Below are 25,918 nucleotides of genomic sequence, written 5' to 3' on the forward strand. Positions count from 1 at the left end.
ATGGCCGACAACCTTCTGATCCGTGCCGACCAGCTCAACCTCGCCCGTCGCCACAAACAGGTGTTGCAAGACATCTCGTTGCAAATCAACGCTGGCCAAATCGTTACCCTGATTGGCCCCAACGGCTGCGGTAAATCAACACTGGTACGGGTTCTGCTGGGTCTGGAAGGGGTCGATTCCGGCACCATTCAGCGCCGTAAGAACCTCAAGGTGGGCTACATGCCCCAGCAACTGCGACTGGAGCCACGGCTACCCATCACAGTAGACGGTTTTCTGAAATTGTCCCGTGGTGCCACCCGCAAAAGCATTGATGACTGGCTGCAGCGACTGGGCATTACCGGCTTGCAGAATCAGGATATTCAGGATCTGTCCGGTGGCGAGTGGCAGCGAGTGCTGCTGGCCCGGGCCCTGCTGTTGAAGCCTCAGTTGCTGGTACTGGACGAGCCGGTACAGGGGGTTGATGTACAAGGCCAACACGAACTCTACCGGCTGATTCCGCAACTGCGTGATGAGCTCGGCTGTGGCGTATTGATGGTGTCCCACGACCTCCATCTGGTGATGGCCGCTACCGACGAAGTGATTTGCATGAACGGCCATATCTGCTGTTCAGGCCACCCGGAACACGTTTCCAATTCGCAGGAATACATCGAGCTGTTTGGCCAGCATTCCGCACCAGTGGCTGCCTACACCCACCACCACGACCACCATCATTGCCTCGATGGCCACGTCGAGGACGAACCGGTATGCCACGACCCGGCACACCTGCATGACCACAGCCACACCTCCGCCAAGGCCCCTTCAAGCGAGCAACCATGAACGACTGGATGATGAATTACTGGTGGCTGATGCCGCTGCTCAGTGGTGTATTGCTGGCCTGTGTGACCGGCCCGCTGGGCAGTTTTGTGGTGTGGCGACGGATGGCATTTTTTGGCGACACATTGGCCCACGGCGCCTTGTTGGGCATTACCCTCGGGGTACTGTCGGACCTTAATCCGACGCTGGCACTGGTACTCAGCTCCGCCTTACTGGCACTAGTGCTGTATCCGATGCAACGCATCGAAACCCTCAGTTCCGACACCTTGCTGGCGATCATCTCCCACAGCATGCTGGCGGTGGGACTGGTGGTGCTGAGTCTGGCTCAAGGCGTACGGGTCGACCTGATGGGTTATCTGTTTGGCGACCTGCTGGCCGTAACCGGCGACGATGCCTTGATGGTGGCTGCCGCCGCAATCGTTTGTCTGGGGCTGATTGCCTGGCAATGGCGTGGCTTGCTGGCGACCACCATCAGTCAGGAACTGGCCAGTATTGATGGCTACCCGGTGGCTCGTCTGAATCTGATGCTGGTGTTGATGCTGGCGCTGGTGATTGCACTGGCGATGAAAATCGTCGGCATTCTGTTGGTCAGCGCCATGCTGATTATCCCACCGGCTGCTGCTCGTAGCCTGTCTCGCACGCCGGAACAAATGGTGGTGATCGCCGCGCTGGTCGGGGTATTGGCCGTGATTTCCGGTATGTCGGCATCGTTCTACTGGGACACTCCGGCGGGCCCCAGCATTGTGGTTGCTGCCACCTTGATGTTTGTTGCCAGTCTGGCGGTCAAACGACGTTGATTATTCCTGATCAACGAGGGCTAATCTCCCTCGTTGATCAGCGCCAATTCCAGCGGATACTCGCCCGAAATATCGATCAGGGTGACCCCACTGCCCCACGTCAGATAGGCCAGTTGCTGGTCAATAATCAGGTCATCACAAGGCAGCCAGCCGTAGTTATTGCGCTCTTCCACTGCGCCGCTTTCCAGCACATCAAAACGCCATAAGCCGGATTCGGTACATACCCACAGCTGCTCATCGGCCAGCGCCAGCCCTTGTGGCTGATTGAGTTGAATCTCATCGATCAGCAGCGGATTGGTAATGTCTGAAATATCGTAAGCCAGCAAATGGTTGTTGTATATGCTGCCACCACAGAAGCCACTGCCGTCATTCGACAAGGTGACGTACATGCGGTTACCACTGGCAATCACCGGGTCGCAACTGCGGGCGTGCTCAACCACTGTTTCCAGCGCTAACTGTCCCTCATCATCGACCGTAGCGATCAAAGTGCCCGTGGTGGTGCCAAACATGACGCGTTCATCACCATAGGCGAAGGCCGTTTCCAGCGTTCGATTTACATACACGCTGTGCGCGAGTTGCAGTACCCCGGCAGGGCTGGTGTCGGCCTCTGGATCGTGAATGGCATAGCTGTTGATCTTGCTCCGATCAGAGACCACCAGATAGTCATTTTGTATGGTGAAGCGGGACGTCGAGCCGGACTGGCCACTCTGCTGGCCAGAGGAAGAACCACTGTCGCTGCCCGTCTGGCAGCCGCTGAGCCCGATTGCCGTAACTAATACCGTAACTAATGCCGTGAGCTGTGCTGTAGCGCGTTTGATCGGTTTCATCACGGTTGCTCCTGCCATTGGCCATAGAGGCGAAGCCGCCCCTTGTCGGTTTGGTAACCAATCACAACGCCTTCGTCCGGTAGCGTCGATACACCCCAGACGTATTCCCCAATATCCAGGTCAGCGTCATCGGTGAATTCGTCCGGCGCAACATAGGTGAACACGTTGAAGTAGCGGGTCTCGCTGCCCGGCTCATAAAGGCCTTGTTGCAGGCTGGCCAGATCAATGGCAACCAGATCGGTGAAGGCATTCACGTACATCACATCATCCTTGATACTGATGTCGGTAACGCCCGGCACCGGCAAATACACCTGCCGGGTCGGGTTCTGCGGGTCGCTGACATCAAAAATATGAATACCGCGCCAGCGGTCGACCACCGCCAGCCAGCCGTCCAGCACATACAATTTTCCAGTCAGTTGCAGCGTGGCGGTGTTGCCGTATTCCGGGCTGATGTCCGCACGGATCTCACTGCTGCTGAGATAAACCAGCGTGTCGCAGTCACCTTCATCGCCACAATAGCAATCGACGCACTGTGTACAGGCCAGCTGCAACGCAAACAGGGGAAAAAGAGATAACCGGGCAACCGGTGTATGAAAGTGCGCTTTGGGCAGCGCATTGAAAGCGTGGGCCAGCAACAACGGTGGCATTGCGGCCACCAGCGCCAGCACATCAAAAACATCGAACGTGGCTGCCGGAGATAGCGATTCTGACAGCCATTCCAGCACCACGCTGACCGCCAGCAGGGCAAACCACATCGGTGGCCGATAACGCTCGGGAACCCAGATGGCAGCCAGCGTACCGGCGGCCAGCATCCACACAAACGAGGGCAGAGAGCCCGTAACGACGGTGCTGGCGCCAAGCCAGCCATCGTGGCGACCCCATTCAACAACAGCCGCTGCCAGCAGTACCCATGCTGTCCACAACCATGCCGTAGAAAACCATGCCGTAGAAAACCATGCCGTAGAAAACCACGGCAGCTGCAACGAGCACCTGACCGAATTAATTGCTGAAGTGATCATCGACTTGATCATCCATTTCATCCCTGAAATCTGATGTTGTACCAAGCCTACCATGCACGCCATGACGTGAGAATGACACTTCCTTGCAATTGGATCTTACTGCACCAGCTCAGTCAGCAAGGTCGTCATTTTGCCGGGCCAGAACGGCGGCTCAATGTAGCCACGGTAGTGCCAGTCCGGGCTGACCACCGCGAGGTTGGCCGAATGATCCATCAGGTAAGCCATACCGTCACCCCGTTCCACCCGAGCATAAAAGCCATTCAACTCGCCCGCCACCGAGCGCAGGGAATCCGGGTTGCCCGTCAGCGCCACAAATTCCGGATTGAAGTAGGTCATGTACGGCTCCAGTGCAGCGGGGGTATCACGGGCCGGATCGATCGAAACAAACACCACCTGCCACTGTGCTCTTACCCCTTCCGGCAGCTGCTTCCAGACCCGGTTCAGCTCCGCCAATGTGGTCGGGCAAATATCCGGACAGAAGGTGTAGCCAAAGAACACCAGCTTCCAGCGCTTTTCAAAACTGGCCTGATTGCGGGGCACTGCGTACTGATCAACAAACTCAAAATCCGACACCTGCCGGCTACTGCCAAACAACACCGCACCGTCCTGCTGCCAGGCCGGATAGCGTTCCGGTTGATGGCTAGAACAGGCAATCCCGAATGCCAAAGCCGCCAACAGGGCTGCAAACAGGGCCGAGGCCAGTACAATCGCACCTTTCATTGTTTCTCTCCTGACTATCTGACCTGAGTATATCAGCCATGACCCGCACGGATTCTGCTTCACCTGACACCGCCCTTGCGACACAAGGTCGCATCTGGGCGATCGCCTGGCCGGTAATGCTCAGCAACATCACCGTGCCCTTGCTGGGCCTGGTCGACAGCGCAATTCTGGGACACTTGCCCAACGCCGCCTACCTGGGCGCTGTGGCCATCGGTGCCCAGCTGTTTACCATGCTGTGCTGGAGCTTCGGCTTTCTGCGTATGGGCACCACCGCACTGTCTGCCCGCAGCCATCAGGCCGCTGCCCAGCATCAGGTTTTAGTCAACGCCATCTGGCTGGCGCTGCCGTTGAGTCTGACCGTGTGGCTGCTGGGCACCTTGTTGTATCCCCTGGTGCTGCCCTTGATGGACGCATCAAACGAAGTCGAAGCCGGCGCTGCGACCTATCTGGCCATCCGGCTGTTTTCCGTGCCCGCGGTGCTGTTGCAATACTGCTTGCTGGGTTGGTTTATTGGCCGTGGCCAAACCCGCGTGCCACTGGTGATCATGACCGTCACCAACCTGATCAACGGCGGCCTGGATGCGCTGTTTGTTTACGGTTTGGGCATGACCACCGACGGTGTCGCCCTTGGCAGTGTGATCGCCGACTGGAGCGGACTGGCCGTTGGCCTCTACTACGCCCACCGCAGCAGTGCCTTTCAGCCGCTGTTGAACCAGCTGGACAAGGGACTGGCGGGACTGTGGCGCAGCCGCCCCGACTGGCCAACCCTCAAACCCGTGGTACAGGTGAACCACCAGCTGTTTGTGCGCACCCTCACCCTGTTGCTGGTGTTTGCCTTTTTTAATGCCCAGGGCGCCCAGCAAGGGGAACTGGTGCTGGCCACCAACAGCCTGATCATTACCCTGCTGCTGCTGATTTCCAACGCTCTGGATGGCATTGCCCACGCAGCTGAAAGCCTCACCGGACAAGCGCTGGCACGGTTTGCAGGCAATCGTTCGCAAACCACCAACCAGGGCGCTGTGGATTCTGAAGATAATGTGGCGCATACCGCTCGACAGGTACGAATCACCTTCCTGCTCACCGGTGTCAATTCTCTGGCACTGGGAATATTGATGACGCTGTTGTTTGCGTTTGGCTCTCACTGGATTTGGCCAATGTTGACCAACAACCAGGACTTGCTGGCGGTTTTGGACCAATATCAACACTGGTTGATCTGGCTGCCAATGGTGGGCTGGTGGAGCTACTGGCTCGACGGTTTATGCATTGGCGCGGGAGCAACGGCGACCATGCGAAACGCCATGCTGGCGGCGGCACTGCTGGTGTTTGTGCCGTTGTGGTGGCTGCTGGATGGCCAGGGCAACAGCGGCCTGTGGATCAGTTTTTATGCCTTTTTACTGGCACGGGCGGTATTTGTGATCCAGTTCTCAGTCTCTTTGTACAGACAACCTGTCAATTATGCACCGCGTTCCTGACGTCACTGGCGAGGGCGTCAAGTTTTACTATACTTTTACTACAAGGAACGAAAAGCAAACCTAACTAATTGATTTTATTAGTATTTTTAAGAACGAGGCCACAATGTCAGATTCGGCAGTTTCCATCCTCAGTGTGCAACCCTCGCTGGCTGGCCAAAAAGCCGGGCTGGAAAAACGCATCACCGCACGGCTGAACCAGCTCAGCCGGGTTGTGCAAACCGCAGAGTCCAAGGCTGTCGCCCAGCTGAGTCAGTTTGTAATGGACTACTGCATGTACTTTCTGGAGTTGGAAAACACCCTCGCCGATAACGCGCCCAAATTGCTGCAACGCATTCATTCGGCCATGCCGCTGTTGGAAATGTGCGCGCCAGTGAACAGCTGTGGCAGCGTGATGCTGATGCGCCGTGCCTGGTTTGCCCTGCGGGTTGCAGAAGAGATGAATGACCTGTGGCTCAGCCGCACCGGCGAAACCCTCACCAACCACGATCTGGCCACCGCCAACATCGTGGTGCAGGCACTGCTGGACGAGGACGACGCCGACATGATCGACAGCCTGGTCAGCAACAGCTGTCGTCATCCGGAACGGCTGTTTTACAACACCCACGCAGTGGACCAGCAGACGGGCAAGGTCTCCCGCATTTGCCAGCACTGGCCTTGTCTGGCCGATGCCTTCGGCCTGCCAAGCGCTATCGTCTGACGGAGCCCTTATTTACTCGCTTAACTACGCCCTTAGCTACGTTCTTAACTATGCCCTTAACTATGAACTATGCCCTGCCGGTGCGCCATCCAGTGCCGGTAGCATGTCTGGCACCCGTTCAACCATAAAATCCAGCAACGCCCGTACCCGGGCGCTGCTGCGCATGTCCTTGTGGTACACAAACCACATAAACGACGGATCTTCCTTAACGCCAAAGTTCACCGGCACCAGCTCGTGGTGAATGTTGCTGGCCCGTTGCAGAAACCCCACCGGGCCGATGCCCATGCCTTCCGACACCGCCGAGAAAATATCGGTAAAGCTGTTGCTCTCGAAGACAATCTGGTCGGGATTAATATTGGCCATCAACTCACGAATACCCGACATCTGGCGCTTGCGCCCGGATGGCAGCACCCACTGGTGGTGTTTGACCTCGACCAGATTGGTCGGCACGCCATAACGGCGAATATAGGACGGCGACGCGTAGTATTGCATCGACGCCGGAATCAGCTTGCGGGCAATCAAATCCGGCTCGGTTGGCTGAGCGCCCATCCGAATCGCCACATGCACATCGCCGCTCACCAACGACGCCCGCTCGTCGGTGGCCATCACCTGCACCCGAATTTGCGGATATTGCTCACGGAAGGCATGCAGCATGGGGGCAAAAAACAGCGAAAAGTCCGACACCGTGGAAATACGCAGCGTTCCGGATGGCGAACTTTCCTGAGTCGCCAGGCCGCTGTACAAACGCAGCATGTCATCGGCGATGGGGCGCATCCGCGCCAGCATGAATTGCCCGGCATCCGTAAGCTGGTAACCGCGCTGGTGACGAATGAACAAACGTACGCCCAACTGCTGCTCAAGCCGCGTGATACGGCGCAATACGGTGGAATGGTTCAGCCCCAACCGCTCGGCAGCACGGCTCAGGGTGCCCAGTTCAGCCACCCGGTAGGCGACGTGCAAATCGTCCCAGTTGAAGTCTTCAGCTTGCATGTTTGCAATCTCACCGAAAAGTTTTGTGCATTTTTGCACAATTATTGTCGATCTTTCGCTATTTTTCTCAGAACCGGATTTGCGTACCGTGAGTCATTATCAAATACCGGAACCACAACCAACCATGATGAAAAATACCCAAACCGGCTACGGCCTGGTGGCCATTCTGTTGCACTGGATCATGGTGCTGGCCATTTTTGGCATGTTCGGCCTTGGCTTGTACATGGTTGAACTGACTTACTACGACAGCTGGTATCACGGCTCGCTGGAAACCCATAAAGCCATTGGTGTGCTGGTTGCACTGGTGTTTGTGGTGCGCTTTGGCTGGCGTCAGCTGAATCCGTCACCGGCCGGTCTGTCGACCAAAAAGCTGGAAAACACCGCCGCCCATTTCGCTCACTTGGGTTTGTACCTGGTGATGGCCGTGCTGCTGGTCAGCGGCTATCTGATTTCTACCGCCGACGGCCGGGCCGTCGACGTGTTTGGCCTGTTTTCCGTACCGGCGACCCTGACCGAGCGCGGCTCGCAGGAAGAAATTGCCGGTGAAGTACACGAAATTCTGGCCTGGCTGTTGATGGCCATGGTGGCTGTGCATGCACTGGCGGCACTGAAGCACCACATCATCAACAAGGACAACACTTTAAAACGCATGCTGAAGCCGGGCTTGTGAAGCCGGTCGCAGCGTCACCCTTAACCGTACGAAATACTGAATCTCTCCCGACTTGAATCAGGGAAGACCAAAAGGAGTCCGACCATGAAAAAACTGCTGATTGCCCTGTCCGTATCCGCGGCAGCCATGACCGCTACCGTTGCCAACGCCGCTGATTACGTGATTGACACCAAAGGTGCCCACGCGTCCATCAACTTCAAGGTGAAGCACCTGGGTTACAGCTGGCTGACCGGCCGTTTCAACAGCTTCGAAGGCGATTTCGAGTGGGACAAGGCCAAGCCTGCCGACTCCGAAATTGAAGTGACCATCGACGTGGCGTCCATTGACTCCAACCACGCCGAGCGTGACAAGCACCTGCGCAGCAAGGACTTCCTGTACGTTGACGAATACCCAACCGCTACCTTCAAGAGCACTGGCTACAAAGCCACTGGCGAAGGCAAAGGCGAACTGACTGGCGAATTCACCCTGCGTGGCGTCACCAAGACCCTGACCTTCCCGGTTTCCCAGCTGGGTGAAGGCAAAGACCCATGGGGTGGCTACCGCACCGGTTTCACCGGCACTACCCAGATCATGCTGGGCGACTTCAACATGGACGGCTACCTGGGCAACGTACCGGTAGAACTGGAACTGAACGTCGAAGGCATCCGCAAGTAAGCCTGACGCTTTTCCAGCACCTTCAAAAAAGCCCTGTCAGAGTCATCTGACAGGGCTTTTTGCTGATTGGCGGTTTATCCTGCTTTCGAACGGTTGAACGCTGGTGCTTACATCAGCCGTTCAGCAAGGGTATTGGCCAGCTCGGTTTGCAGCTTTTCTGCCACCGCCTCAGAGGCTTTTTGCCAGGCTACCGTTTCCAGCCCGGAAATGCCGCGAGCGGTATCACTGAACGACGACAGCACCCGCTGATCGGCGTCCTGAATCTGTACCCGTGCTTTAACAAACGCGTAGTAGCGATTGTCCTGGGTGCGATTGGAGCGCTCAGCCGAAACATCAAACAGTAAGTCGTAGCTGCCAGCCTGCTGAACCTTCAGCCCTTGCGACGTTAGCGCCTGCAGCAATTCCCCCGACATGGAACGGGCGGTGGCATTGCTGAAGTTCACTTTCACCACCAGCGTTTCCAGCAAGTCCAGCACCCGCTGCTGCAACTGACGATGGTTTGCCAGCAACGGCGCAGCCTTGTTGTCCATGGCCACCAGCGCCAGCTTGTCGGCGTAGGCCTGACGTTCTGCCAGCAAGTTGAGCACTGGCAGCATCACCCGCAGTTGTTGCAGGGTGTCGCCTTCGGGCTGTACCTGAGCGTACTGGTCCAGCTGCTGTTCCACTTCGGTAATCTGCTGCCGCAAACGCGCAGCGGCAGCATTGCGATCCAGCTCGGCCAGTGCATAGGCGGTGCCATTGGCCACCGAGGCCTCCTTGATAATCACCTCATCGAGGGTCACTTCAGCCACCTGACTGCGCACTTTTTGCTGCACCCGACGCTGCACTGAGGTTTCTTGCCCAGAAGCTTTGGTTTCGGTAGTGATGGACGAGAAATCCCCTGAAATCGTCACCCGCAGCTGGCTGACCAGATCAATACGGGCCAACTCCCCGGCCCGTCGTACCGCTGAGGCGGCATCACCAATCACTTCAATGCTGCCAACACCGTAGGCCATGCCACTGCGGTGCGGTGGATTCACCGACCATTCCGGAGCACCGTTCAGTGCCGCCAGCGAAGCAGCCTCAGCGCGCTGCGCGGCCGTCTGGTCGGTATCGGTCGATGGCATACCGGCACACGCCGCCAGCATTGCGGTAGACGCCAGCAGCGCCAATGACTTGATCACCATACGAAAGTGCTCCTTGTATCAGATCGGCTTACAAGCTGTAGGACGACTTGTTCTGGTACTTCTGGATTTTCTTCTGGCCGTTCCACACTTCGATGTTGCTTTCCATGTCGATCAGCTTCAGGTCCACCTGATAGAAGGTCACGCGCTCATCGTCGACCTGATCGACAATCGAATTGATGGTGCCAGACAATGCAAAATCAGCCGCTTGCTCCTGCCCCTGCTGCTTGGCTTGGGCCGCATTCAATTCCTGATCTGCACGTTCTTCACGAATCGCCGCACGCTCGTCGCCGCCAGCAACAAAGTTGGCCTTGCCGGAGCGGATGATGCTGCGCTTGATGTCGTTGATGAAAGTGTCCACCGCGATGTGCTCGTGGGACTTGTTGCTGATGCGCTGAATGATCACCGTTGGCTTGCGGTTGTTGTTCATTTCAAACTCGGTGGCCCACGGGAACGACACCATGTCGGTAATCATTTCCTCGGCGACCAAACGCGAGTCGGTGGCATTCCAGCGGTCTGACAGGGCAATCTCTTCCTTGGCATCCACCCGCTTCACCTCGGTTGAGGTACAGCCGGACAGGGCGGCCAATGCCACGCCGCCAACCAGAGCGGTTTTCAGGATGCTGTTCAGGGTGCGTGAAAGTGTCATTCTTTGCGTCCTCTGCCTGTGTGGACTGGCCGTCAGACCAGCAATATCAGTAATCGGTTATTAATCAGTAATCGGTTGTTGGCGTGTTGCCCATCGAGCGCACTTGCCACAGGCCGATCTGACCCGGTTTGAGTGTCATTCGGGTATTGTGGTTCTCACGGATACCGGTTTCCAGCTCGGATGTCAGTGTCAGGTCGTACTCCCCTGCCGCCAGCGTCATGCGCCGAATGCGAATATCCTGTGGCAACAGCTGCCAGCTGCGGGTTTCCGACGCCTCGGTCAGCTGGGTCAGCAAGCCACCGGCAAAGGCCAACAGCCCGGAAGAATCCACCGAGCTGCCAATGCTCTTCACCGACAGCGCCTTGATGGCCGAGCGCGCCAGCGCCTGTTGAATTTCCGAAGAGGACGTCAGCAACTTTTGCTGCAAGCCCATTTGCGCCGGGCTGGCGGCCTTTTCCAGTGTCAGTCGCTGTGTCTGCTGTAAGGTGCGGGAATTGGCTTGGCTGCTGGTTTGGGTGTTATTCGCGATATTAACCGGAGCAATCTGCAAATTGCTGCTGCCCAGTACCGGCAAGGGCTTGTAGTACGGCACCGTGACGCGCAAGAAGCCACTGATCGCCGTATCCAGATTCAGGTCTTCCAGCGTGCTCCACAGCGGCCCCAGATAAATGGTTTTCACAAACGGGGTGATGGGGAAATTACCGGCCTTGGCATCCAGGTACGCCGTAATGATGTTGTAGACGCCCTTGTCGGCGTAGAGCATGTAGAACCAGGTCCAGGCGTCACGGCCACCGGAGATCGGCCGGATTTTCAGCGAACGGGTGTTGGGATCGGCCCACATTTGCAGGTTCATTTCTTCCAGCGGCGGCGCAAAGCCCTTGTGCTCGACCACCATCAGCTGGGCATCGCTGGGACTGGCCTGTTGCAACGCGTCGCGTTGTTCGGCGGTCAGTTTGTGTTCGGCAATGTCCTTGACCTCGTCGTCAAAGCCACCGCTGAAACGCATCATCCGAGCGGTATCCAGCCACGCCTGACGGGTCATGTCGGTGCCCAGACGAAACTGCTCGGCGTAGCCCTGCTCGTAGCTTTCCGCCGCCTTGCGGTAACTGATGCGGGCATCGTCGTACTCGCCGTTCATTTCAAAGCTGAGGCCGGTGAGGTAATGAGCCAGGGCATCGTCGCGGTAAATCAGGGTGTTCTTGTCAAACTGCTCGCCGTTAAGCGCACTGAGCAGCTGCATGATTTTATTGAACGAGCTGTCGGAATCGGCCTTGGCCTCCTCGTAATCCCCCAACTGGTCGTTGAGGTCATTGAGTTTGATGATCATGCGGCGGGCTTCTACACGCGCGCCGTCCAGTGCATCCAGCTTCTGGTTACGGCTGCTGGCCTGACTGGCCAAACCGAGGTAGTTGAGTGCCTTGTAGTAATTGATCAGCAGTTTTTCATGCATCTGACCGGCGTAATCCGCCTGACGGGCATTGGAAAACATCGCCAGGGTCTGATTCATGATGCTGGTGGTTTCCAGCTGTTCGGAAACCCGTTCGGCCTGTTCGAAAGATTGGTTACTGGCGGCGTAGTCGCCATCCAGATGCTGGATGACGCCCAGCTCCAGAAAGTACAGCAAGCGGTCGGCGCCATTGGGCGACAGGGCTTGTTTGAGCTTGTCCTCCGACGCCTGAAAGTTACCTTGCTTGAGATCGTTGTACATGGACTGCAGGCCCGCGCTGTAGGTCGCACAGCCGTTCAGCCACAACAGTAAGCAGGTAATGGTCAGGAATCTTGTGCAGTGTGACAGCACGCGATTTCTCTCCTTGAAAACGATGCGTTCAGTCTAGCGGAGAGTGGTCAGCCGACCAATGGGTTTGTGGAAATCGCGGGTCTGGGTCTGGGGTCTGACCATGATTGTGGGAGAGAGCTTGCTCTCGATAAGCCATCGGCAGCAAGCGACCTCCTACAAAACAACAGCTCGTAGGCTGGGCCATGCCCAGCAATTGTTGGGTGGGGCCCAACCTACAAAAACAGATCGTAGGGTGTATTAGCTGAAGGCGTAATACACCACAACCGCCCGGCCGAAAAATTACTCCTTCGGCTCCAACCCCATGATTTTCAAAGGCTTTTCTTCGTCATCGTAGAGCGCCTTGCCGTCCATCGGGGTCACCCGGGTGGTCAGCTCGGTGGCCAGCGCGTCTTCCTGCGCCTGTTCGGTCGAGGTTTGAACAAAGCCGCAGGCAATGCATTCGCGCACTTCCTCACCGGCGTCGTTGGAGAACATCACCGTTTTGTCCATTTCGGCGCACCGTGGGCATACCACGCCAGCGATAAAGCGGCGTGGGCGTTGAATGGCTTCGGACATCAGGCAGGTTCTCCTTCAGTAACGTCAATTCCGCAGTGACGCAGCAGCGGTTCCACCGATGGCGCGCGGCCACGGAAGTTTTCAAACAGCACTCCGGCTTCGCGGGAGCCGCCCTGGCTGAGGATTTCATCCAGGAAGCTCTGGCCGGTGGCCTTGTTGAAGATGCCTTCTTCTTCAAAACGGGAGAAGGCATCAGCACTCAGTACTTCGGCCCACTTGTAGCTGTAGTAACCGGCGGCGTAACCACCCGCGAAGATGTGGGTAAAGCTGTGCTGGAAGCGGCTGAAGTCGACAGTAGGAACCACGGTCACTTTCGAGCGCACGTCGTCCAGCAGTGCTTGTACATCGGCCCCCTGATCGCGGAATTCGTGATGCAGGCGGAAATCGAACAGCGCAAATTCGAGCTGGCGCACGGTCGCCATGGCGGACTGGAAGTTCTTCGCCGCCAGCAGTTTATCGAGCAGCTCCTGTGGCAGTGGCTCGCCGGTTTCCCCGTCTTTATGTAGATAGTGGCCAGAAATAAACGCCAGCGCTTCCGGCTCGTAGCACCAGTTTTCAAGGAACTGGCTTGGCAGCTCCACCGCATCCCAGGCCACACCCGAGATACCGCTCACGGCGGCAACGTCCATGCGGGTCAGCATGTGATGCAAGCCATGGCCAAACTCGTGGAACAGCGTGGTCAGCTCATCATGGGTCAGCAGCGCAGGCTGGTCGCCCACTGGCGGAGTGAAGTTACACACCAGATAGGCCACCGGCAGCTGCAGGCCAGATTCGGTGTTGCGACGGGTACGGCAAACGTCCATCCAGGCACCGCCACGCTTTTTCTCGCGGGCGTACAGATCCAGATAGAAAGACGCCAGCTGCTGGCCGTCTTTATGAATTTCAAAGAAACGGGCGTCCGGGTGATACGTGTCGAAATCGGTTTTTTCAACGAATTCCAGATCGAACAGGTTCGATACCGTCTTGAACATGCCCTTGATCACGGTATCCACCGGCAGGTACGGACGGATATCTTCCTGCGAAATGGCGTAACGCTGCTGACGCAGTTTTTCAGCGTAGTAACCCACGTCCCATGGTTGCAGGTCGTCGGCACCAAATTCTTCTTTGGCGAAGGCTTTCAGCTCGGCCATTTCACGCTCGGCCTGAGGCTTGGCCTTAACCGCCAGATCGTCGAGGAAATCGAGCACCTGTTCGGCAGACTCGGCCATCTTGCTGGCCACCGACAGCTCGGCGTAGCTGGCGTAACCCAGCAGCTGGGCTTTTTCGTAGCGCAGCTCGAGGATTTCCTTCATCAGTTCGCTGTTATCAAACTGACCGGCGTTAGGGCCAACTTCAGACGCCTTGGTGACGTTGGCGCGGTATACCTCTTCGCGCAGTTCGCGGTTGTCGGCGTAGGTCAGAATCGGATAGAAGGCCGGGAAGTCCAGCGTTACCACATAGCCACTCAGCTCTTTCTGCTGTGCCAGCTGACCTAACAGCTGTTTGGCGCTGTCTGGCAGACCGTCCAGCATGGATTCATCGGTGATGTGCTTGTGCCAGGCGTGGGTGGCGTCCAGTACGTTTTCGCTGAACTTGCTGGTCAGCTCGGACAAACGCTGGCTGATGTCGCCAAAGCGCTTCTTCTTGTCTTCCGGCAAATCCACACCGGCCAGATGGAAGTCACGCAGTTCGTTGTTGATGGTGGTTTGCTGTTGCACGCTTAGCTGGTCGAATTCCGGCGAGGCTTTCAGAGCCTTGTAGGCATTGCACAGCTCGGTGTTCTGGCCAATTTCAGTACTGTACTGGCTCAGCAGCGGCAGGCAGGCATTATAGGCTTCGCGCAGTTCTTCGGAGTTTTTCACGCCGTTGAGGTGGCCCACTGGCGACCATGCCTTGCTCAGTTCGTCATCCCACTGTTCGATTGGAGCCGCAAAGTTATCCCAGCTCGGCGTTTCGCCAGAAGCTTTGAGGTCTGCCAGCAGTTTGGCCAGACGCTCGCGATTGCGGTTCAGCAGGGATTCAATCGCTGGTTTGACGTGGGCAGGTTCAATCGCCGAGAAGGCTGGCAGAACCTGATTTTCGAGCAATGGATTCGACATAAGTGCGTTCCGATAATCACTGGGTCATGAGGGGACATCTATTTAATCCGGTGCTCACTCTGGGCTGCCGGATGGTTTCGAATCACGAAGCCGAGTTGCAGGCCTGACGGGTCAAGTCAAAAGTCGGCGACACAGAGTCGAGATCATCCGGCAGCCCCCGCAGGGCGCGGGTTACCGCCGTCCATTGCTGTGTTGACGAATTTGGTAAGGACACGTCATTCCGCTGCATTCGTCGCCTTGCACTGAACAACGGCAACACTCGCGCAGAGCCGTACAGGATCAAATAGTTGTCCCCTACAGTATTTGGGCCGAATCGCGGGTTTTCAAGTAGCGCGGCGGTTTTCACCGCCGCAATGGTCAGCAAACTATGACCATGATTAAGCCGCTGAATCAGCACGGCGACGACGACCTCGCATCCCCAACAGCGAGATGGGCAGTAACAGCGGCAACAACAACCAGCCGCTGCCACCGGATGAACCGCCGGATTCCGAACCTGGCTCTGGCTCGGGTTCAGGCTCGGGCCAGCTGAGATCCAGCGCCGGCCACACATCCGTAACGCCGTCGCCATCGCGGTCACCTACTTCGTGCCCGGCCACCGTCATCGCAGGCGCTTCGCTGTCGCTGCCAAAATTCCAGTAGCCGCTGGCACCAGATGTCGCAAACCCCGTGAATACCAGCCCGTTGCAACCATCTTGCTGGTTATCTGCGCACTGGATATCCGCCAGACTGGCGGTCGAGGCAACCTCGCGGTAACCCGCCTGTTCGTTGCCGATGGCATAGCGGTTACTGAAATCATAAGGCCAGTAGGCTTCCGACAGATTCAAATAAATGCCCTCGCCGACCAGCGCACCAGTGAAGTTATTGCTGTGCTCGTCGTTCACGCGCACCAGGCTGATGACCCGCTCAAGCTGCGTTCCGTAGTTCAGTACCGGGTCACTGTCCTGACCCAACACCCCGCCAATGCGAGCGTAGTGATCAACCGCCGGGGCGGCCGCCACCGTTCCGGTGAGCAGCACATCACGGATGCTGTCGTAGCTGCTGTTGCCAATCAGACCACCTAGGGTGCCGCCAATGTTACCGTCCACCCATGCTGGCGCGGCGGTCATATCGACTTCGGCGTAGGCCCACTGCAACTGGCTGTTGTTGCTGTAGCCAACCACACCGCCGGCCTGGGTAACGTTTTGAGCTGTAGTACGCACCGCCACCGCGGTAATGGCGCTGGCGGTTCCCATGCCACCGGCCACCGCGCCGGTGTAGGTACCATTGCGAATATCGGCATCCACTATCAGATTGCTGATGGCCGGGCTGTCATCCATAAAGCCCAACAAACCGCCCAGATATCGGCTGTCGTCGCCATCCATGGTGACTTGCGCCTGAATATTGCTCACCTGGGTACGCCAGCCGTAGCCCAGCAAAGCCCCGCTGTTGTCGCCCCCTTGAATTGAAGCGTGCAGGATCAGGTCGTGAAGGTTGGCTTCTTCGGCGTAGGAAAACAGGCCAGTGAAGGATTCACCCGGGCGGTTGATGGTCAAATTCAGAATCCGGTGGCCGTTGCCGTTAAATTCAGCCGCCAGCTTCATGGCAAAGCCGTCGCCAATGGGCGCAAACCCCAACCCTTCGTTCCAGTAGGCATCGTCGGCATCAAATTCGCCGTTGAGGTTGGTGTCGAAGTTGAGGTCGTTGGCCAATTCATAACCATGACAGCCTGCTTCCGGGCAGCCGTCGGAAGCGCCGTAAAGGGTTTGGCCGTAAAGCATTTGCCAGCCGCTGCTGTCGTCGTATTCGTGGCGAATCTGATCGAGGTCGGCGAGGTCGTTGATTTCAATAAGGCCGTCGTTATCAAGGTCGTAATCGTCGCGCTCTGCTGTGTTGCCAGGCTGGCTGGCGGCAAACAATAACGCACTCAGCAAGATGTGATGAGGGTTCATGCGAGCTCCTTTCGCGGTGCTTCTGTGTTGTGTTTTTTATTTATCTTATTGTTAATTACAACGATATTATCACCGCTGAAAAAATCGAAAACCCACGGCGATAAAATGACCTCGCCGAGGCGGCAAAAATGCCAATTCGTTCTCATCCGCCAGCGGCCTTGTGACACCCTCCCGACCTTTAACAAACTCGCGATGCATTGTTCCGCTGTTCTCCCTTTGCGGCGCACGTTTGCAGTGAAATACTGTCTCCCTGCTGTTGCTACCTGCCACTCTGGACCTTCCATGACCGAATACTTTATTCAGGCGTTTATTTATCTGGCCGCTGCCGTGGTGCTGGTGCCACTGGCCAAGCAACTTGGGCTTGGCTCGGTGCTGGGCTATCTGATTGCCGGGGTACTGATCGGTCCGGTACTGGGACTGGTAGGCAGTGAAACCACCACCATTCAGCACTTTGCCGAATTTGGTGTGGTGATGATGCTGTTTCTGGTGGGGCTGGAGTTGCAGCCCAAAGCCTTGTGGGGCATTCGCGATCGGCTGTTCGGCCTCGGTGGCCTGCAAGTGGTGCTGACCAGTGCACTGGTTGCCGTGGCAGCCCATTGGCTGGGGCTGCAATGGCCCACCGCCGTTGCGGTGGGAATGATTTTGTCGCTGTCTTCGACCGCCATCGTGTTGCAGACCCTCAACGAGAAGAACCTCAACAAAACCGATGGCGGCACCAGCGCGTTTTCGGTGTTGTTGTTTCAGGACATCGCCGTCATCCCGATGCTGGCGCTGTTCCCATTACTGGCGCTACCCGAACTGCAACAGGCAGGCTCTGCCGCCGCCAGCCACGGTGACGACCTCAGTCTGGTGGCGCATCTGCCGATGTGGGGCAAAACCCTCGCGGTACTGGCCTCGGTAGCTGCGGTGGTGCTGGGTGGCCATTTTCTCAGTCGGCCGCTGTTTCGATACGTGGCCAAGTCCCATGCCCGCGAGATTTTTACCGCCACCGCGCTGATGTTGGTGGTCGGCATTGCAGCACTGATGCATCTGGTAGGACTGTCACCGGCACTGGGGGCCTTTTTGGCCGGCGTGGTGCTGGCCAGCAGTGAGTTTCGCCATGAAATTGAAAGCGATATGGAGCCGTTCAAGGGGCTGCTGCTGGGGCTGTTTTTTATCACCGTAGGGGCCGGTGTCGACTTTGCATTGCTGGCCTCGCAGCTGCTGACCATTGTTGGGCTGACGCTGGCACTGATGCTGGCCAAAGGTCTGGTACTGGCGGCGCTGGCACGCTTGTTCAAGCTGAAAACCGGCGACCGCTGGCAGTTTGCCATGAGCCTCGCCCAAGCCGGTGAATTCGGCTTTGTACTGCTGACTTATGCCTACAGTGTGCACGTGTTGTCGGCCGAGCAGTCGCAGCTGCTGTCGTTGGTGGTGGCGTTGTCGATGTTCCTGACCCCGGCTCTGTTTATCCTGCTGGAAAAGGTGGTGTTTCCCAATCTGAGCCGCAGCGGAGATCAGCGCGACGCCGATGCCATTGAACATCATGGTCCGGTGATCATTGCCGGGGTTGGCCGCTTCGGCCAGGTGGTGAATCGTCTGCTGGTGTCCAATGGTTTTGATACCGTCTTGCTGGACCACAAGATCAGCCAGATTGAGCTGATGCGCCGCATCAACGTCAAAGGCTATTACGGCGACGCCACCCGCCCCGACCTGCTGGAAACCGCCGGTATTGCCGAAGCCAGCCTGCTGGTGATTGCCATCGACGAGAAGAAGCACGTGCTCAATCTGGTGCGTTTTGTGAAGCGCCGTTACCCCCATGTCAAAATCATCGCCCGGGCGTTCGACCGGGGTCATCACTACAAACTGCAGGACGCAGGTGCCGACTTTGTGATCACCGAAACCTACTATTCGGCACTGGAAGCCGGTAGCCAGGCGCTACGCATGTTGGGTTACAGCGATATCGTCGCCGAACAACGCAAGGCGGTGTTCAACAAAACCGAAGCCCGTTTCCGCGAAAAACTGTACCTCAGCTGGCGCGATCAGGGCGGTGAAAAAGGCTTTAACGATCATTACCGGGGCCTGGTGATCAACCTGCAGGAAGCACTCTACAAGGCGATGCAGAAAGCCGATGAACTCGATACCGACGAAGCATTTGAAGACGACACACGCACCGTGATGCCGGTGGCCGAGTATGTATCGAGCAAGGCGGTGTCGGAGGTTGTGAAAGAGCGCAAGCGTCGGCAGCAAGAAGAAAACAGCGACGAAGACGATAATTTGCCTGCCTAGGGACCCTCTGAATAACTCTGCACAGCTCTGCGCGAGTCCTGCAGGTTGTCAGAACAAGGCGGCGAATGCAGCGGAATGACCAGTCCTTTCCAAATTCGACAACACCGTTCTGGCAGCCTGCAGGCCGCGCCCTACGGGAATAACGCTGTAGGAGGGAATTGATTCCCGATACAAGGGCTGCCTGTGCTCTGGGCTTGCATGGCTAGATAGTTTCGAGAGCAAGCTCTCTCCCACAACTATTTCACACCGCTTTTTACCGCCGATCTCGCCCACAGCTCTTTCACACAAATAGGCTCAGAGCAGCGGCGTGTATTCCTGATCATCGCCCGGAATGGAGGCAAAACGCTGTTGCTGCCAATCATCCCGGGCCTGTTCGATGCGACTCCAATCGAACGAGACAAAATTCCAGTTAATCCGTGGAATCGTTGGCCAGTGGTCGCCGCCGAGCATCAGTAGTCGGCTGTGTTGCAGCGCGGTCACCGTTTCATCGGTATCCAGTAGCACAAAATCGCCATCGCAAAACAGTTCGTCGGCCACCATGATCTGGCCTTCGAGCACATACACCGCGCACTCTTGCGCTTCTGGCGGGGCTTGCAACAGAGCGCCTGTTTGCAGGCTCAGATCGAGGTAACACATCGGGCTGTGGGTTTTCACCGGTGAGCTCTGGCCATAAGCAGTGCCAGCAATCAGGATGCCGTTGGCCCCGTCCTGCACCACAGCTGGCAGTTGCTCACGGCGGTAGTGGTCAAAGGCGGGCTCGCAGTCGGCCTGTTCTGCCGGTAGCGCCACCCAGGCCTGAATGCCATTCAACAGGTGCCTGACACCACGCACCGCTTCGGTTTCGCGCTCGGAATGCACAATGCCCTTGCCGGCCACCATCCAGTTCACTTCTCCCGGCAGGATTTCCAGTTCATTGCCCAAGCTGTCGCGATGAAGAATCGAGCCTTGCAGCAGGTAGGTGATGGTCGATAAGCCAATGTGCGGGTGTGGTTTCACGTTCAGGCCAGTACCCGCTTCAAAGGTCACCGGGCCCATGCGGTCGAAGAAGACAAACGGGCCAACCATGCGTTTTTGCCCATGCGGCAAAATGCGCGTCACGCTGATGCCATCCAGATCCCGTGTTTTGCCTGTTAACAAACGCGCCATGGTGCCCTCCCAAATCCCGTTTTACATCATGATTCCGAAGCCTCGTCAGGCGGTCAACCAGAGGATGGCAAGACACTATGTTGTGGTTGTTTCTTTGGTTGTTTCTTTGGTTATTCAAAGGGTTGCTTGAGGGGTATCTGGATGGTTGTTTCGATGACAGAACGATCTGTCTCCATAATGTAAATACGAATAATTATCGTTGACGAATCACTAAAAAACACTTCAAATAATAACGATTCTCGTTATTGTCGGAGTATGCTGTGCGGTACTGGCGTCATTTGGTTCTTTTGTCATCCATCACCGGTTTAAGCTGTGCTGTCGGGGCACCATCTGCCCTTGCTGCCGCGGTGTCTGCCTCACAAACCGCTGATTACAGCAGCGACGAGAACGACGACAGCCCGATGATGCTGCAACCCATGGTCATCACCGCCAGCCGCACGCTGGAACCACTGGCCAACACCACCATGCGTACCCAGGTGCTGGAAGGCGAAGACATCGAGCGTCTGCAAAGCCGCGATCTGGCTGACGCCCTGCGACTGGTGCCGGGCATTCAGCTGCGAGAAATTCACGGTCGCACCGGCAAGGAAGTGCATTTGCAGGGCTTCAATGGCGACCGCGTGCTGGTGTTGGTCAACGGCCAGCCGGTATCGGCGACCACCGGCTCTACCGTCGACGTTACCCAGCTAACCGCACTGGACGTTGAACGCATTGAGGTGGTGCCCGGCGCTGCCTCCTCGCTGTATGGCAGTGCCGCCATGGGCGGTGTGGTCAACGTAATCACCCGCCAGCAGCCCAGTCAGCTGCGCTTGCTGAGCGAAGCTGGCAGCTACGGCGACGACGAACTCAGCGATAGCCTGGCACCGCAACGCCACTATCTGGTCAGCGCCGGACTCAATTCAGAGGTCTGGAGTGGTCAGGTAAGCATCGACCGTCGGGATTCTTCAGAAGTTGACCTCAACCCCGACAGCTATGCCTCCAATGGCTTCGACGGCAGTAAGACCAATTCCAACGCACAGCTGGGCTACCACTGGAATACCAGCGAAGCCAACAATGGCGGTATCAACGTCGGCGTCAGTCACTATCTGGAAGACCTGCAACAACGTCTGAGCGAAACCACCAACAAATACGAAGATCTGGTACGCCGCGGCATCAACCTGTCGGCTTACCAGAACAGCGCCAATGGCCGCTTTGGCCTGACGGCCATGGCCCAGCAGCAGTACGACGCCACCCTGCAAGAAAACACCGACAGCAATATCGACGCCGGTCGCTTACAACGCAAGGCCCACTATCGCCAGCAAAAAGTCAGTGCCGAGTGGTCTTCCGCCGGCGATCTGCTGTCACTGGCGAACGGGCCAACGCTGCAACTGGTGGCAGGCATCGAGCACTTTCGTGAAGACATCAAACAGCACAAACGCCAGTTGAAGCTGGGCGACCTGCAGGACTATGAAACCGATACCGACGATGCCTCCGACGGCGTTGTCGTGACCGACAGCATTACTTACACCGACATTGGCGATGGGCTGCTGGAAATGCGCTCGGTCGAAGTCGGTGGCAAACGCAACAGCACCGATGTGTTCAGCCAGGCGACGCTCGGCCTGGGGCCCAAAAATCCGGATTCCGGCGCCGCTGACTTCACCGTCGGAGTGGGCCTGCGTGCGCAATACGACAGCGACTTTGGCAGCCATCTGGCCCCGACACTGAGTGCCCGTCAAAACTGGTCCATGGGCGGCGACTGGCAGCTGCAAACCCGCCAGAGCTGGGGAGCGGGTTACCGAGTCGGCAACCTCAAGGAACGCCACTACACCTTTGATCACAGCATTTATGGCTACATCGTCGAAGGCAACCCGGATCTGGAGCCAGAGCGTTCTGTCAGCACCCAGGCATCGGTACTGGTCACCAACAAGTACAGCTGGCATGTCGAAATGTCGGTATTCCAAAACCGCATCGGCGACCTGATTGAGACCGAGAACACCGGCACCATCGATCCCTCAACCGGCGCCACCATCTACAGCTACGGCAACATCGAAGAGGCCCGCACCCGCGGCTATGAGCTGTCGAGCCAATGGCAAATCAACCGCGAATTACAGCAGCGGGTGTCCTTCAGCTACCTCGACGCCCGCAACCTCGGCAGTGATTTACCGCTGCCGAACCGCGCCAAACATCACGCCAAGCTGATCTGGCTGTGGGACGCCAGCGACAACATCAACCTCAACCTGATGGGTGAATACGAAGGTAGCTTCTACTCATCCGTCACCGAGACGGCGCTGGAAACCTCACCGGCCTACTGGCGCTGGGACCTCACCGCCAGCCTCAGCAGCGACTGGTACGGCTTTGACCAACGCTGGTTCGGCGGCATCAAGAACCTCACGGATAGCGTCCGCAGCGGCGATGACAACTACGACCGTCGACCCACCGAAGGCCGTTACATCTACGCCGGTTTCGACTTCCGATTCTAAAAAAAAGCAGCACACAACAACGAATTACCTATACAGAGAACAGGAGCCCAAGCAATGAACATCACCTCCAAACCCAACGCATTACTGATGGCCATGATGGCCGCCGTGGCCCTGACTGGCTGTGGTTCCGACAGCGATTCAGACGACAGCAGCGATTCAGACAGTGACGTTGCCGCCTACACCACGTTGCAAGTGAATGCCGCCAGCTACACCGACTGGCAGTACGTTGACCTGGAATCTGGCGCCGTGCTGACACTGACCGCTGAAGAAGCGGCAGCATCAACAGAGTGGGATATCGCCCTGCGTCGTACCGCCATCATGCTGAACGGTGGTGATTCTGGCCCGGGCTCCGTACAAGCAGCCGTTGCTGACGCCCAGGACGAGTTCTATGACGACGAAGGTAACGCCAACGCGTCCGTGTTCCTGAATGCCGATGCCGATATCGAAGCCGAAGCCCTGAGCGTTGCCTACGACACCAGCACCCTGACCTACCAGGCTGACGCCAACGAACCCGCCACCACCGACTGGTACAGCTACGACTTCACCACCCACACCATCAGCGCCGATACCAGCGTTGGCTACCTGCTGCGTCATGCCGATGCGGCAACCTACAGCAAGGTGTTCATTACCGAAGTCAGCTCTTCCGGCATCAGCCTGAGCTACGTCACCCAGGCCGCTGACACCGTTCAGTTCGCAGACACCGAATACACGTTCAGCGCCACCTTTGCCGACGACGCCAGCAGCTCCGACGCTACCCTGATCTGTCTGGATCTGGATACCGCAGCCGCTGTCGACTGCGACAGCAGTGACGATTGGGAATGGATGTACCAGTACGACGCCGCCAACCGCGCCGTGAACATCTGGACCAACGGCGGCGTATACGGCTCTGGCAGTGCGGCCGTGTTTGGCCCTCAATCCACCGATACCCTGGCCAGCTACACCAGTGCAACCAACGTTAATGGCTACGACATTTCCAGCCACTACAGCACCGACAGCAGCACAGGCCTGTTTGCCGAACAAAGCTGGTACGCCTACAACCTGGAAGGCGCACACAAGCTGTGGCCAAACTTCCGTACCTATCTGATCGACCTTGACAGCAGCGACGAAAGCAGCGCCCAAATTGCCCTGCAAGTGTCTGACTACTACAGCCTGGGCGACTCCGGCAGCCCGGAAATCCGCTTCCGCCCCCTGGCCACCGAGGAATAAGCATGACCACGCCACTCGATTTCAAATCACTGCCGTTGGCAGAAGCCTGGCAGCGGCTGGTCGAAGACCAGCCGAAACTGCGCATTCGTGATGCCGCCGAATTGCTGGACACCAGCGAAGCCGAACTGCTGGCCAGCCAACTCAATGGTGGCGAGTTCCAGCAGCAAACCGTGCGTCGTCTGCAAGGGCCGTTTGGCCCCTTGCTGAAGCAACTGGAGCAGGTTGGCGAAGTCATGGTGCTGACCCGCAACGCCGCCATGGTTCACGAGAAAACCGGTCAATTCAAAGACCTGACCCTGCACGGCCCGGCCGAGCGCCAAATGGGCCTGGCACTGGGCACCATCGACCTGCGCCTGTTTCTGAACCACTTCGTGTTTGGTTTTGAAGTGGAAAACCAGACGCCTCATGGCCTGCGTCGCAGCCTGCAATTCTTTGACGCCAGCGGCACCGCCGTTCACAAGGTTTATGCCCGCGACGGCAGCGACCTGAACGTATGGCAGCAACTGGTGAGCGAGTTCCTCGCCGCCGACCAAAGCGCCGAGCTGAACACCACCGCTGTGGTGGAAGAATCGCTACTGGGCGCGCCGGTAGAGCTGGACGCCGATGCCCTCAATCAGGACTGGAAAGCACTCAAGGACGTGCACCACTTCCAGGCCATGCTGAAAAAGCACAACCTCAATCGCGTACCGGCCTACGAGGCCATCGGCAACGAATTTGCCATGCCACTGGCCACGGAAGCCTTTGAGCAGGCGCTGGAAAGCGCCCGCGAAACCCAAATGCCAATCATGGTGTTTGTTGGCAACAAGGGCTGTATTCAGATCCACACCGGCCCGGTTCACAACCTCAAGCGCTTGGGCCCGTGGTTCAACGTACTGGATGACGGTTTCAACCTGCACGCCAGCACCGACCAGATTGGCTCTGCCTGGCTGGTACGCAAACCCACCAGCGACGGCATCATCAGCTCGGTGGAAGTGTTCGACCGTAATGGCCAACAACTGGCCATGCTGTTTGGTCAGCGCGAAAACGGCCAGCCGGAACGCAGTGAATGGCGCACTTTGCTGCAAAGCATTGCCAGCCTGCACAAGCTGGACATCCCGCAGGAGCAAACCGCGTGAGTGCCGACACCATGAATCTGAAAAAACTGCTGGGAGCAGCCATCTTGCTGTTGGGGTTGGCCGTACTGCTGGCCGCCCCCAAAGCCGATGCTGCCACCCCGGAGCAGGGCCAACGGGTCGTCAGCATTGACGGCTCGATCACCGAAATCGTTTATGCACTGGGCCAGCAACAACAGCTGGTGGGCGTTGATACCACCAGCCGTTACCCGGCCGAAGCGCAACAACTGCCGCAGGTAGGCTACATGCGTCAGCTGTCGGTAGAGGGCATCCTGTCGCTGCAACCGGATCTGATTCTGACCACCGAAGACGCCGGCCCGGCCAGCGTGTTTGAACAGCTGCAAGCCGCCGGTGTAACCATTGTGCGCACCCGCAAGGACTACAGTCTGGAAGGTGTTCTGAACAAGGTCGATGTAGTCGCCAAAGCTCTGGGCCAACCCGCCACTGGCAATGCCCTGAAACAGCAAATTGAACAGCAAGCCCGCAAGGCACTGGCCCGCATTCCGGACCAACCAGCACCGGCGACCCTGTTCCTGCTGGGCGCTGGCAACCGGGGGTTGATGGCCGCCGGTCACGGCACCCAGGCCGAAGCCATGCTACAACTGCTGAATACCCGTAACGCGGTAGATTACCCGGGCTACAAGCCCATCAGCCCGGAAGGCGCGATTCAGGCGGCACCGGAGGTGGTGATTGTTGGCCATACCCAGCCGGGCGCAGCGGATCAGGTCAATGAAACGCTGGCGATGACACCGGCGATGCAGCAACAGCGCATACACGCGGTGGACGTCAGTCTGACGCTGGGCTTTGGCCCACGCCTGCCGCAAGCGATAGACCAGCTGGTGGATCTGATCTGGTATCCACAGCCCCTGCCATCTGAAACGGCCACCGCCGAGTAATCTG

22 protein-coding genes are annotated in these 25,918 nt (G+C 57.5%); 11 read left to right on the forward strand and 11 right to left on the reverse strand.

What is annotated here, in order from left to right:
- Both znuC and znuB read left to right on the forward strand, forming a co-directional pair.
- Window positions 1–816, forward strand: a complete 816-nt coding sequence (gene znuC / locus ACXADJ_RS15470; protein WP_475067542.1) for a zinc ABC transporter ATP-binding protein ZnuC — start codon at window positions 1–3, stop codon at window positions 814–816.
- The gene (znuB, locus tag ACXADJ_RS15475; protein ID WP_475067544.1) at window positions 813–1,610 is read left to right on the forward strand and encodes a zinc ABC transporter permease subunit ZnuB; all 798 of its coding nucleotides are present in this window, start codon (window positions 813–815) and stop codon (window positions 1,608–1,610) included. Before znuC ends, znuB begins: the two co-directional genes overlap by 4 nt.
- A gap of 20 nt (window positions 1,611–1,630) precedes the next feature.
- Here the strand turns inward: znuB and ACXADJ_RS15480 are convergent, their stop codons facing one another.
- From ACXADJ_RS15480 to ACXADJ_RS15490, 3 genes are all read right to left on the reverse strand, one after another.
- A complete protein-coding gene (locus tag ACXADJ_RS15480) occupies window positions 1,631–2,437 on the reverse strand; it encodes a hypothetical protein (RefSeq protein WP_475067545.1) in 807 nt (268 codons plus the stop codon).
- Entirely contained in the window at window positions 2,437–3,477 is a 1,041-nt protein-coding gene (locus tag ACXADJ_RS15485; RefSeq protein WP_475067548.1) for a hypothetical protein, read from the reverse strand. The genes ACXADJ_RS15480 and ACXADJ_RS15485 overlap by 1 nt, the downstream gene beginning before the upstream one ends.
- A gap of 75 nt (window positions 3,478–3,552) precedes the next feature.
- A complete protein-coding gene (locus ACXADJ_RS15490; RefSeq protein WP_051218824.1) occupies window positions 3,553–4,176 on the reverse strand; it encodes an SCO family protein in 624 nt (207 codons plus the stop codon).
- Window positions 4,177–4,214: 38 nt separating this feature from the next.
- Here ACXADJ_RS15490 and ACXADJ_RS15495 point away from each other — a divergent pair, with 38 nt between their 5' ends.
- The gene (locus ACXADJ_RS15495; RefSeq protein ID WP_475067551.1) at window positions 4,215–5,648 is read left to right on the forward strand and encodes an MATE family efflux transporter; all 1,434 of its coding nucleotides are present in this window, start codon (window positions 4,215–4,217) and stop codon (window positions 5,646–5,648) included.
- Window positions 5,649–5,751: 103 nt separating this feature from the next.
- On the forward strand, window positions 5,752–6,345 hold the full coding sequence (locus ACXADJ_RS15500) for a hypothetical protein (protein ID WP_475067554.1): 594 nt from the start codon (window positions 5,752–5,754) through the stop codon (window positions 6,343–6,345).
- A gap of 60 nt (window positions 6,346–6,405) precedes the next feature.
- Here the strand turns inward: ACXADJ_RS15500 and ACXADJ_RS15505 are convergent, their stop codons facing one another.
- Window positions 6,406–7,335: a LysR family transcriptional regulator gene (locus ACXADJ_RS15505; RefSeq protein ID WP_475067556.1), complete on the reverse strand. Its 930-nt coding sequence runs from the start codon at window positions 7,333–7,335 to the stop codon at window positions 6,406–6,408.
- Window positions 7,336–7,423: 88 nt separating this feature from the next.
- Here ACXADJ_RS15505 and ACXADJ_RS15510 point away from each other — a divergent pair, with 88 nt between their 5' ends.
- Together ACXADJ_RS15510 and ACXADJ_RS15515 are read left to right on the forward strand one after the other, a co-directional pair.
- Window positions 7,424–8,005, forward strand: coding sequence for a cytochrome b (locus tag ACXADJ_RS15510; RefSeq protein ID WP_475067559.1), 582 nt, complete (start codon window positions 7,424–7,426; stop codon window positions 8,003–8,005).
- Between the two features lie 84 nt (window positions 8,006–8,089).
- Window positions 8,090–8,659: a YceI family protein gene (locus tag ACXADJ_RS15515; RefSeq protein ID WP_028292158.1), complete on the forward strand. Its 570-nt coding sequence runs from the start codon at window positions 8,090–8,092 to the stop codon at window positions 8,657–8,659.
- A gap of 107 nt (window positions 8,660–8,766) precedes the next feature.
- On the opposite strand, the gene ACXADJ_RS15520 is transcribed toward ACXADJ_RS15515, so the two are convergent.
- The 6 genes from ACXADJ_RS15520 to ACXADJ_RS15545 all read right to left on the reverse strand — a co-directional run bounded on the left by ACXADJ_RS15520 (window position 8,767) and on the right by ACXADJ_RS15545 (window position 16,830).
- The gene (locus ACXADJ_RS15520; RefSeq protein ID WP_475067564.1) at window positions 8,767–9,825 is read right to left on the reverse strand and encodes a hypothetical protein; all 1,059 of its coding nucleotides are present in this window, start codon (window positions 9,823–9,825) and stop codon (window positions 8,767–8,769) included.
- A gap of 28 nt (window positions 9,826–9,853) precedes the next feature.
- Window positions 9,854–10,471: a penicillin-binding protein activator LpoB gene (locus ACXADJ_RS15525; RefSeq protein ID WP_475067566.1), complete on the reverse strand. Its 618-nt coding sequence runs from the start codon at window positions 10,469–10,471 to the stop codon at window positions 9,854–9,856.
- A gap of 64 nt (window positions 10,472–10,535) precedes the next feature.
- Complete coding sequence (locus ACXADJ_RS15530) at window positions 10,536–12,269, reverse strand: COG3014 family protein (RefSeq protein WP_475067568.1); 1,734 nt, start codon at window positions 12,267–12,269, stop codon at window positions 10,536–10,538.
- 279 nt (window positions 12,270–12,548) lie between these two features.
- Window positions 12,549–12,824 carry a YheV family putative zinc ribbon protein gene (locus ACXADJ_RS15535; protein WP_028292154.1) on the reverse strand — a complete coding sequence of 92 codons (276 nt, stop codon included), beginning with the start codon at window positions 12,822–12,824 and terminating at the stop codon, window positions 12,549–12,551.
- On the reverse strand, window positions 12,824–14,902 hold the full coding sequence (prlC, locus tag ACXADJ_RS15540; protein WP_475067571.1) for an oligopeptidase A: 2,079 nt from the start codon (window positions 14,900–14,902) through the stop codon (window positions 12,824–12,826). Before prlC ends, ACXADJ_RS15535 begins: the two co-directional genes overlap by 1 nt.
- A gap of 377 nt (window positions 14,903–15,279) precedes the next feature.
- Complete coding sequence (locus ACXADJ_RS15545) at window positions 15,280–16,830, reverse strand: hypothetical protein (protein WP_475067573.1); 1,551 nt, start codon at window positions 16,828–16,830, stop codon at window positions 15,280–15,282.
- 282 nt (window positions 16,831–17,112) lie between these two features.
- Here ACXADJ_RS15545 and ACXADJ_RS15550 point away from each other — a divergent pair, with 282 nt between their 5' ends.
- On the forward strand, window positions 17,113–19,098 hold the full coding sequence (locus tag ACXADJ_RS15550) for a monovalent cation:proton antiporter-2 (CPA2) family protein (protein ID WP_475067575.1): 1,986 nt from the start codon (window positions 17,113–17,115) through the stop codon (window positions 19,096–19,098).
- Between the two features lie 294 nt (window positions 19,099–19,392).
- On the opposite strand, the gene ACXADJ_RS15555 is transcribed toward ACXADJ_RS15550, so the two are convergent.
- A complete protein-coding gene (locus ACXADJ_RS15555; RefSeq protein WP_475067577.1) occupies window positions 19,393–20,244 on the reverse strand; it encodes a pirin family protein in 852 nt (283 codons plus the stop codon).
- A gap of 347 nt (window positions 20,245–20,591) precedes the next feature.
- Between ACXADJ_RS15555 and ACXADJ_RS15560 the strand changes: the two genes are divergently transcribed.
- From ACXADJ_RS15560 to ACXADJ_RS15575, 4 genes are read left to right on the forward strand one after another with little or no spacing between them, the layout of a single operon-like run.
- A complete protein-coding gene (locus ACXADJ_RS15560; protein WP_475067579.1) occupies window positions 20,592–22,700 on the forward strand; it encodes a TonB-dependent receptor plug domain-containing protein in 2,109 nt (702 codons plus the stop codon).
- Between the two features lie 54 nt (window positions 22,701–22,754).
- On the forward strand, window positions 22,755–23,906 hold the full coding sequence (locus tag ACXADJ_RS15565) for an HmuY family protein (protein WP_475067581.1): 1,152 nt from the start codon (window positions 22,755–22,757) through the stop codon (window positions 23,904–23,906).
- A 2-nt stretch (window positions 23,907–23,908) separates the two neighbouring features.
- Window positions 23,909–25,021, forward strand: a complete 1,113-nt coding sequence (locus tag ACXADJ_RS15570) for a hemin-degrading factor (RefSeq protein WP_475067583.1) — start codon at window positions 23,909–23,911, stop codon at window positions 25,019–25,021.
- Entirely contained in the window at window positions 25,018–25,914 is an 897-nt protein-coding gene (locus tag ACXADJ_RS15575) for a heme/hemin ABC transporter substrate-binding protein (protein WP_475067584.1), read from the forward strand. Before ACXADJ_RS15570 ends, ACXADJ_RS15575 begins: the two co-directional genes overlap by 4 nt.
- Window positions 25,915–25,918: the final 4 nt, after the last annotated feature.

This window comes from Oceanobacter sp. ABM4_470 (genome assembly GCF_056158645.1).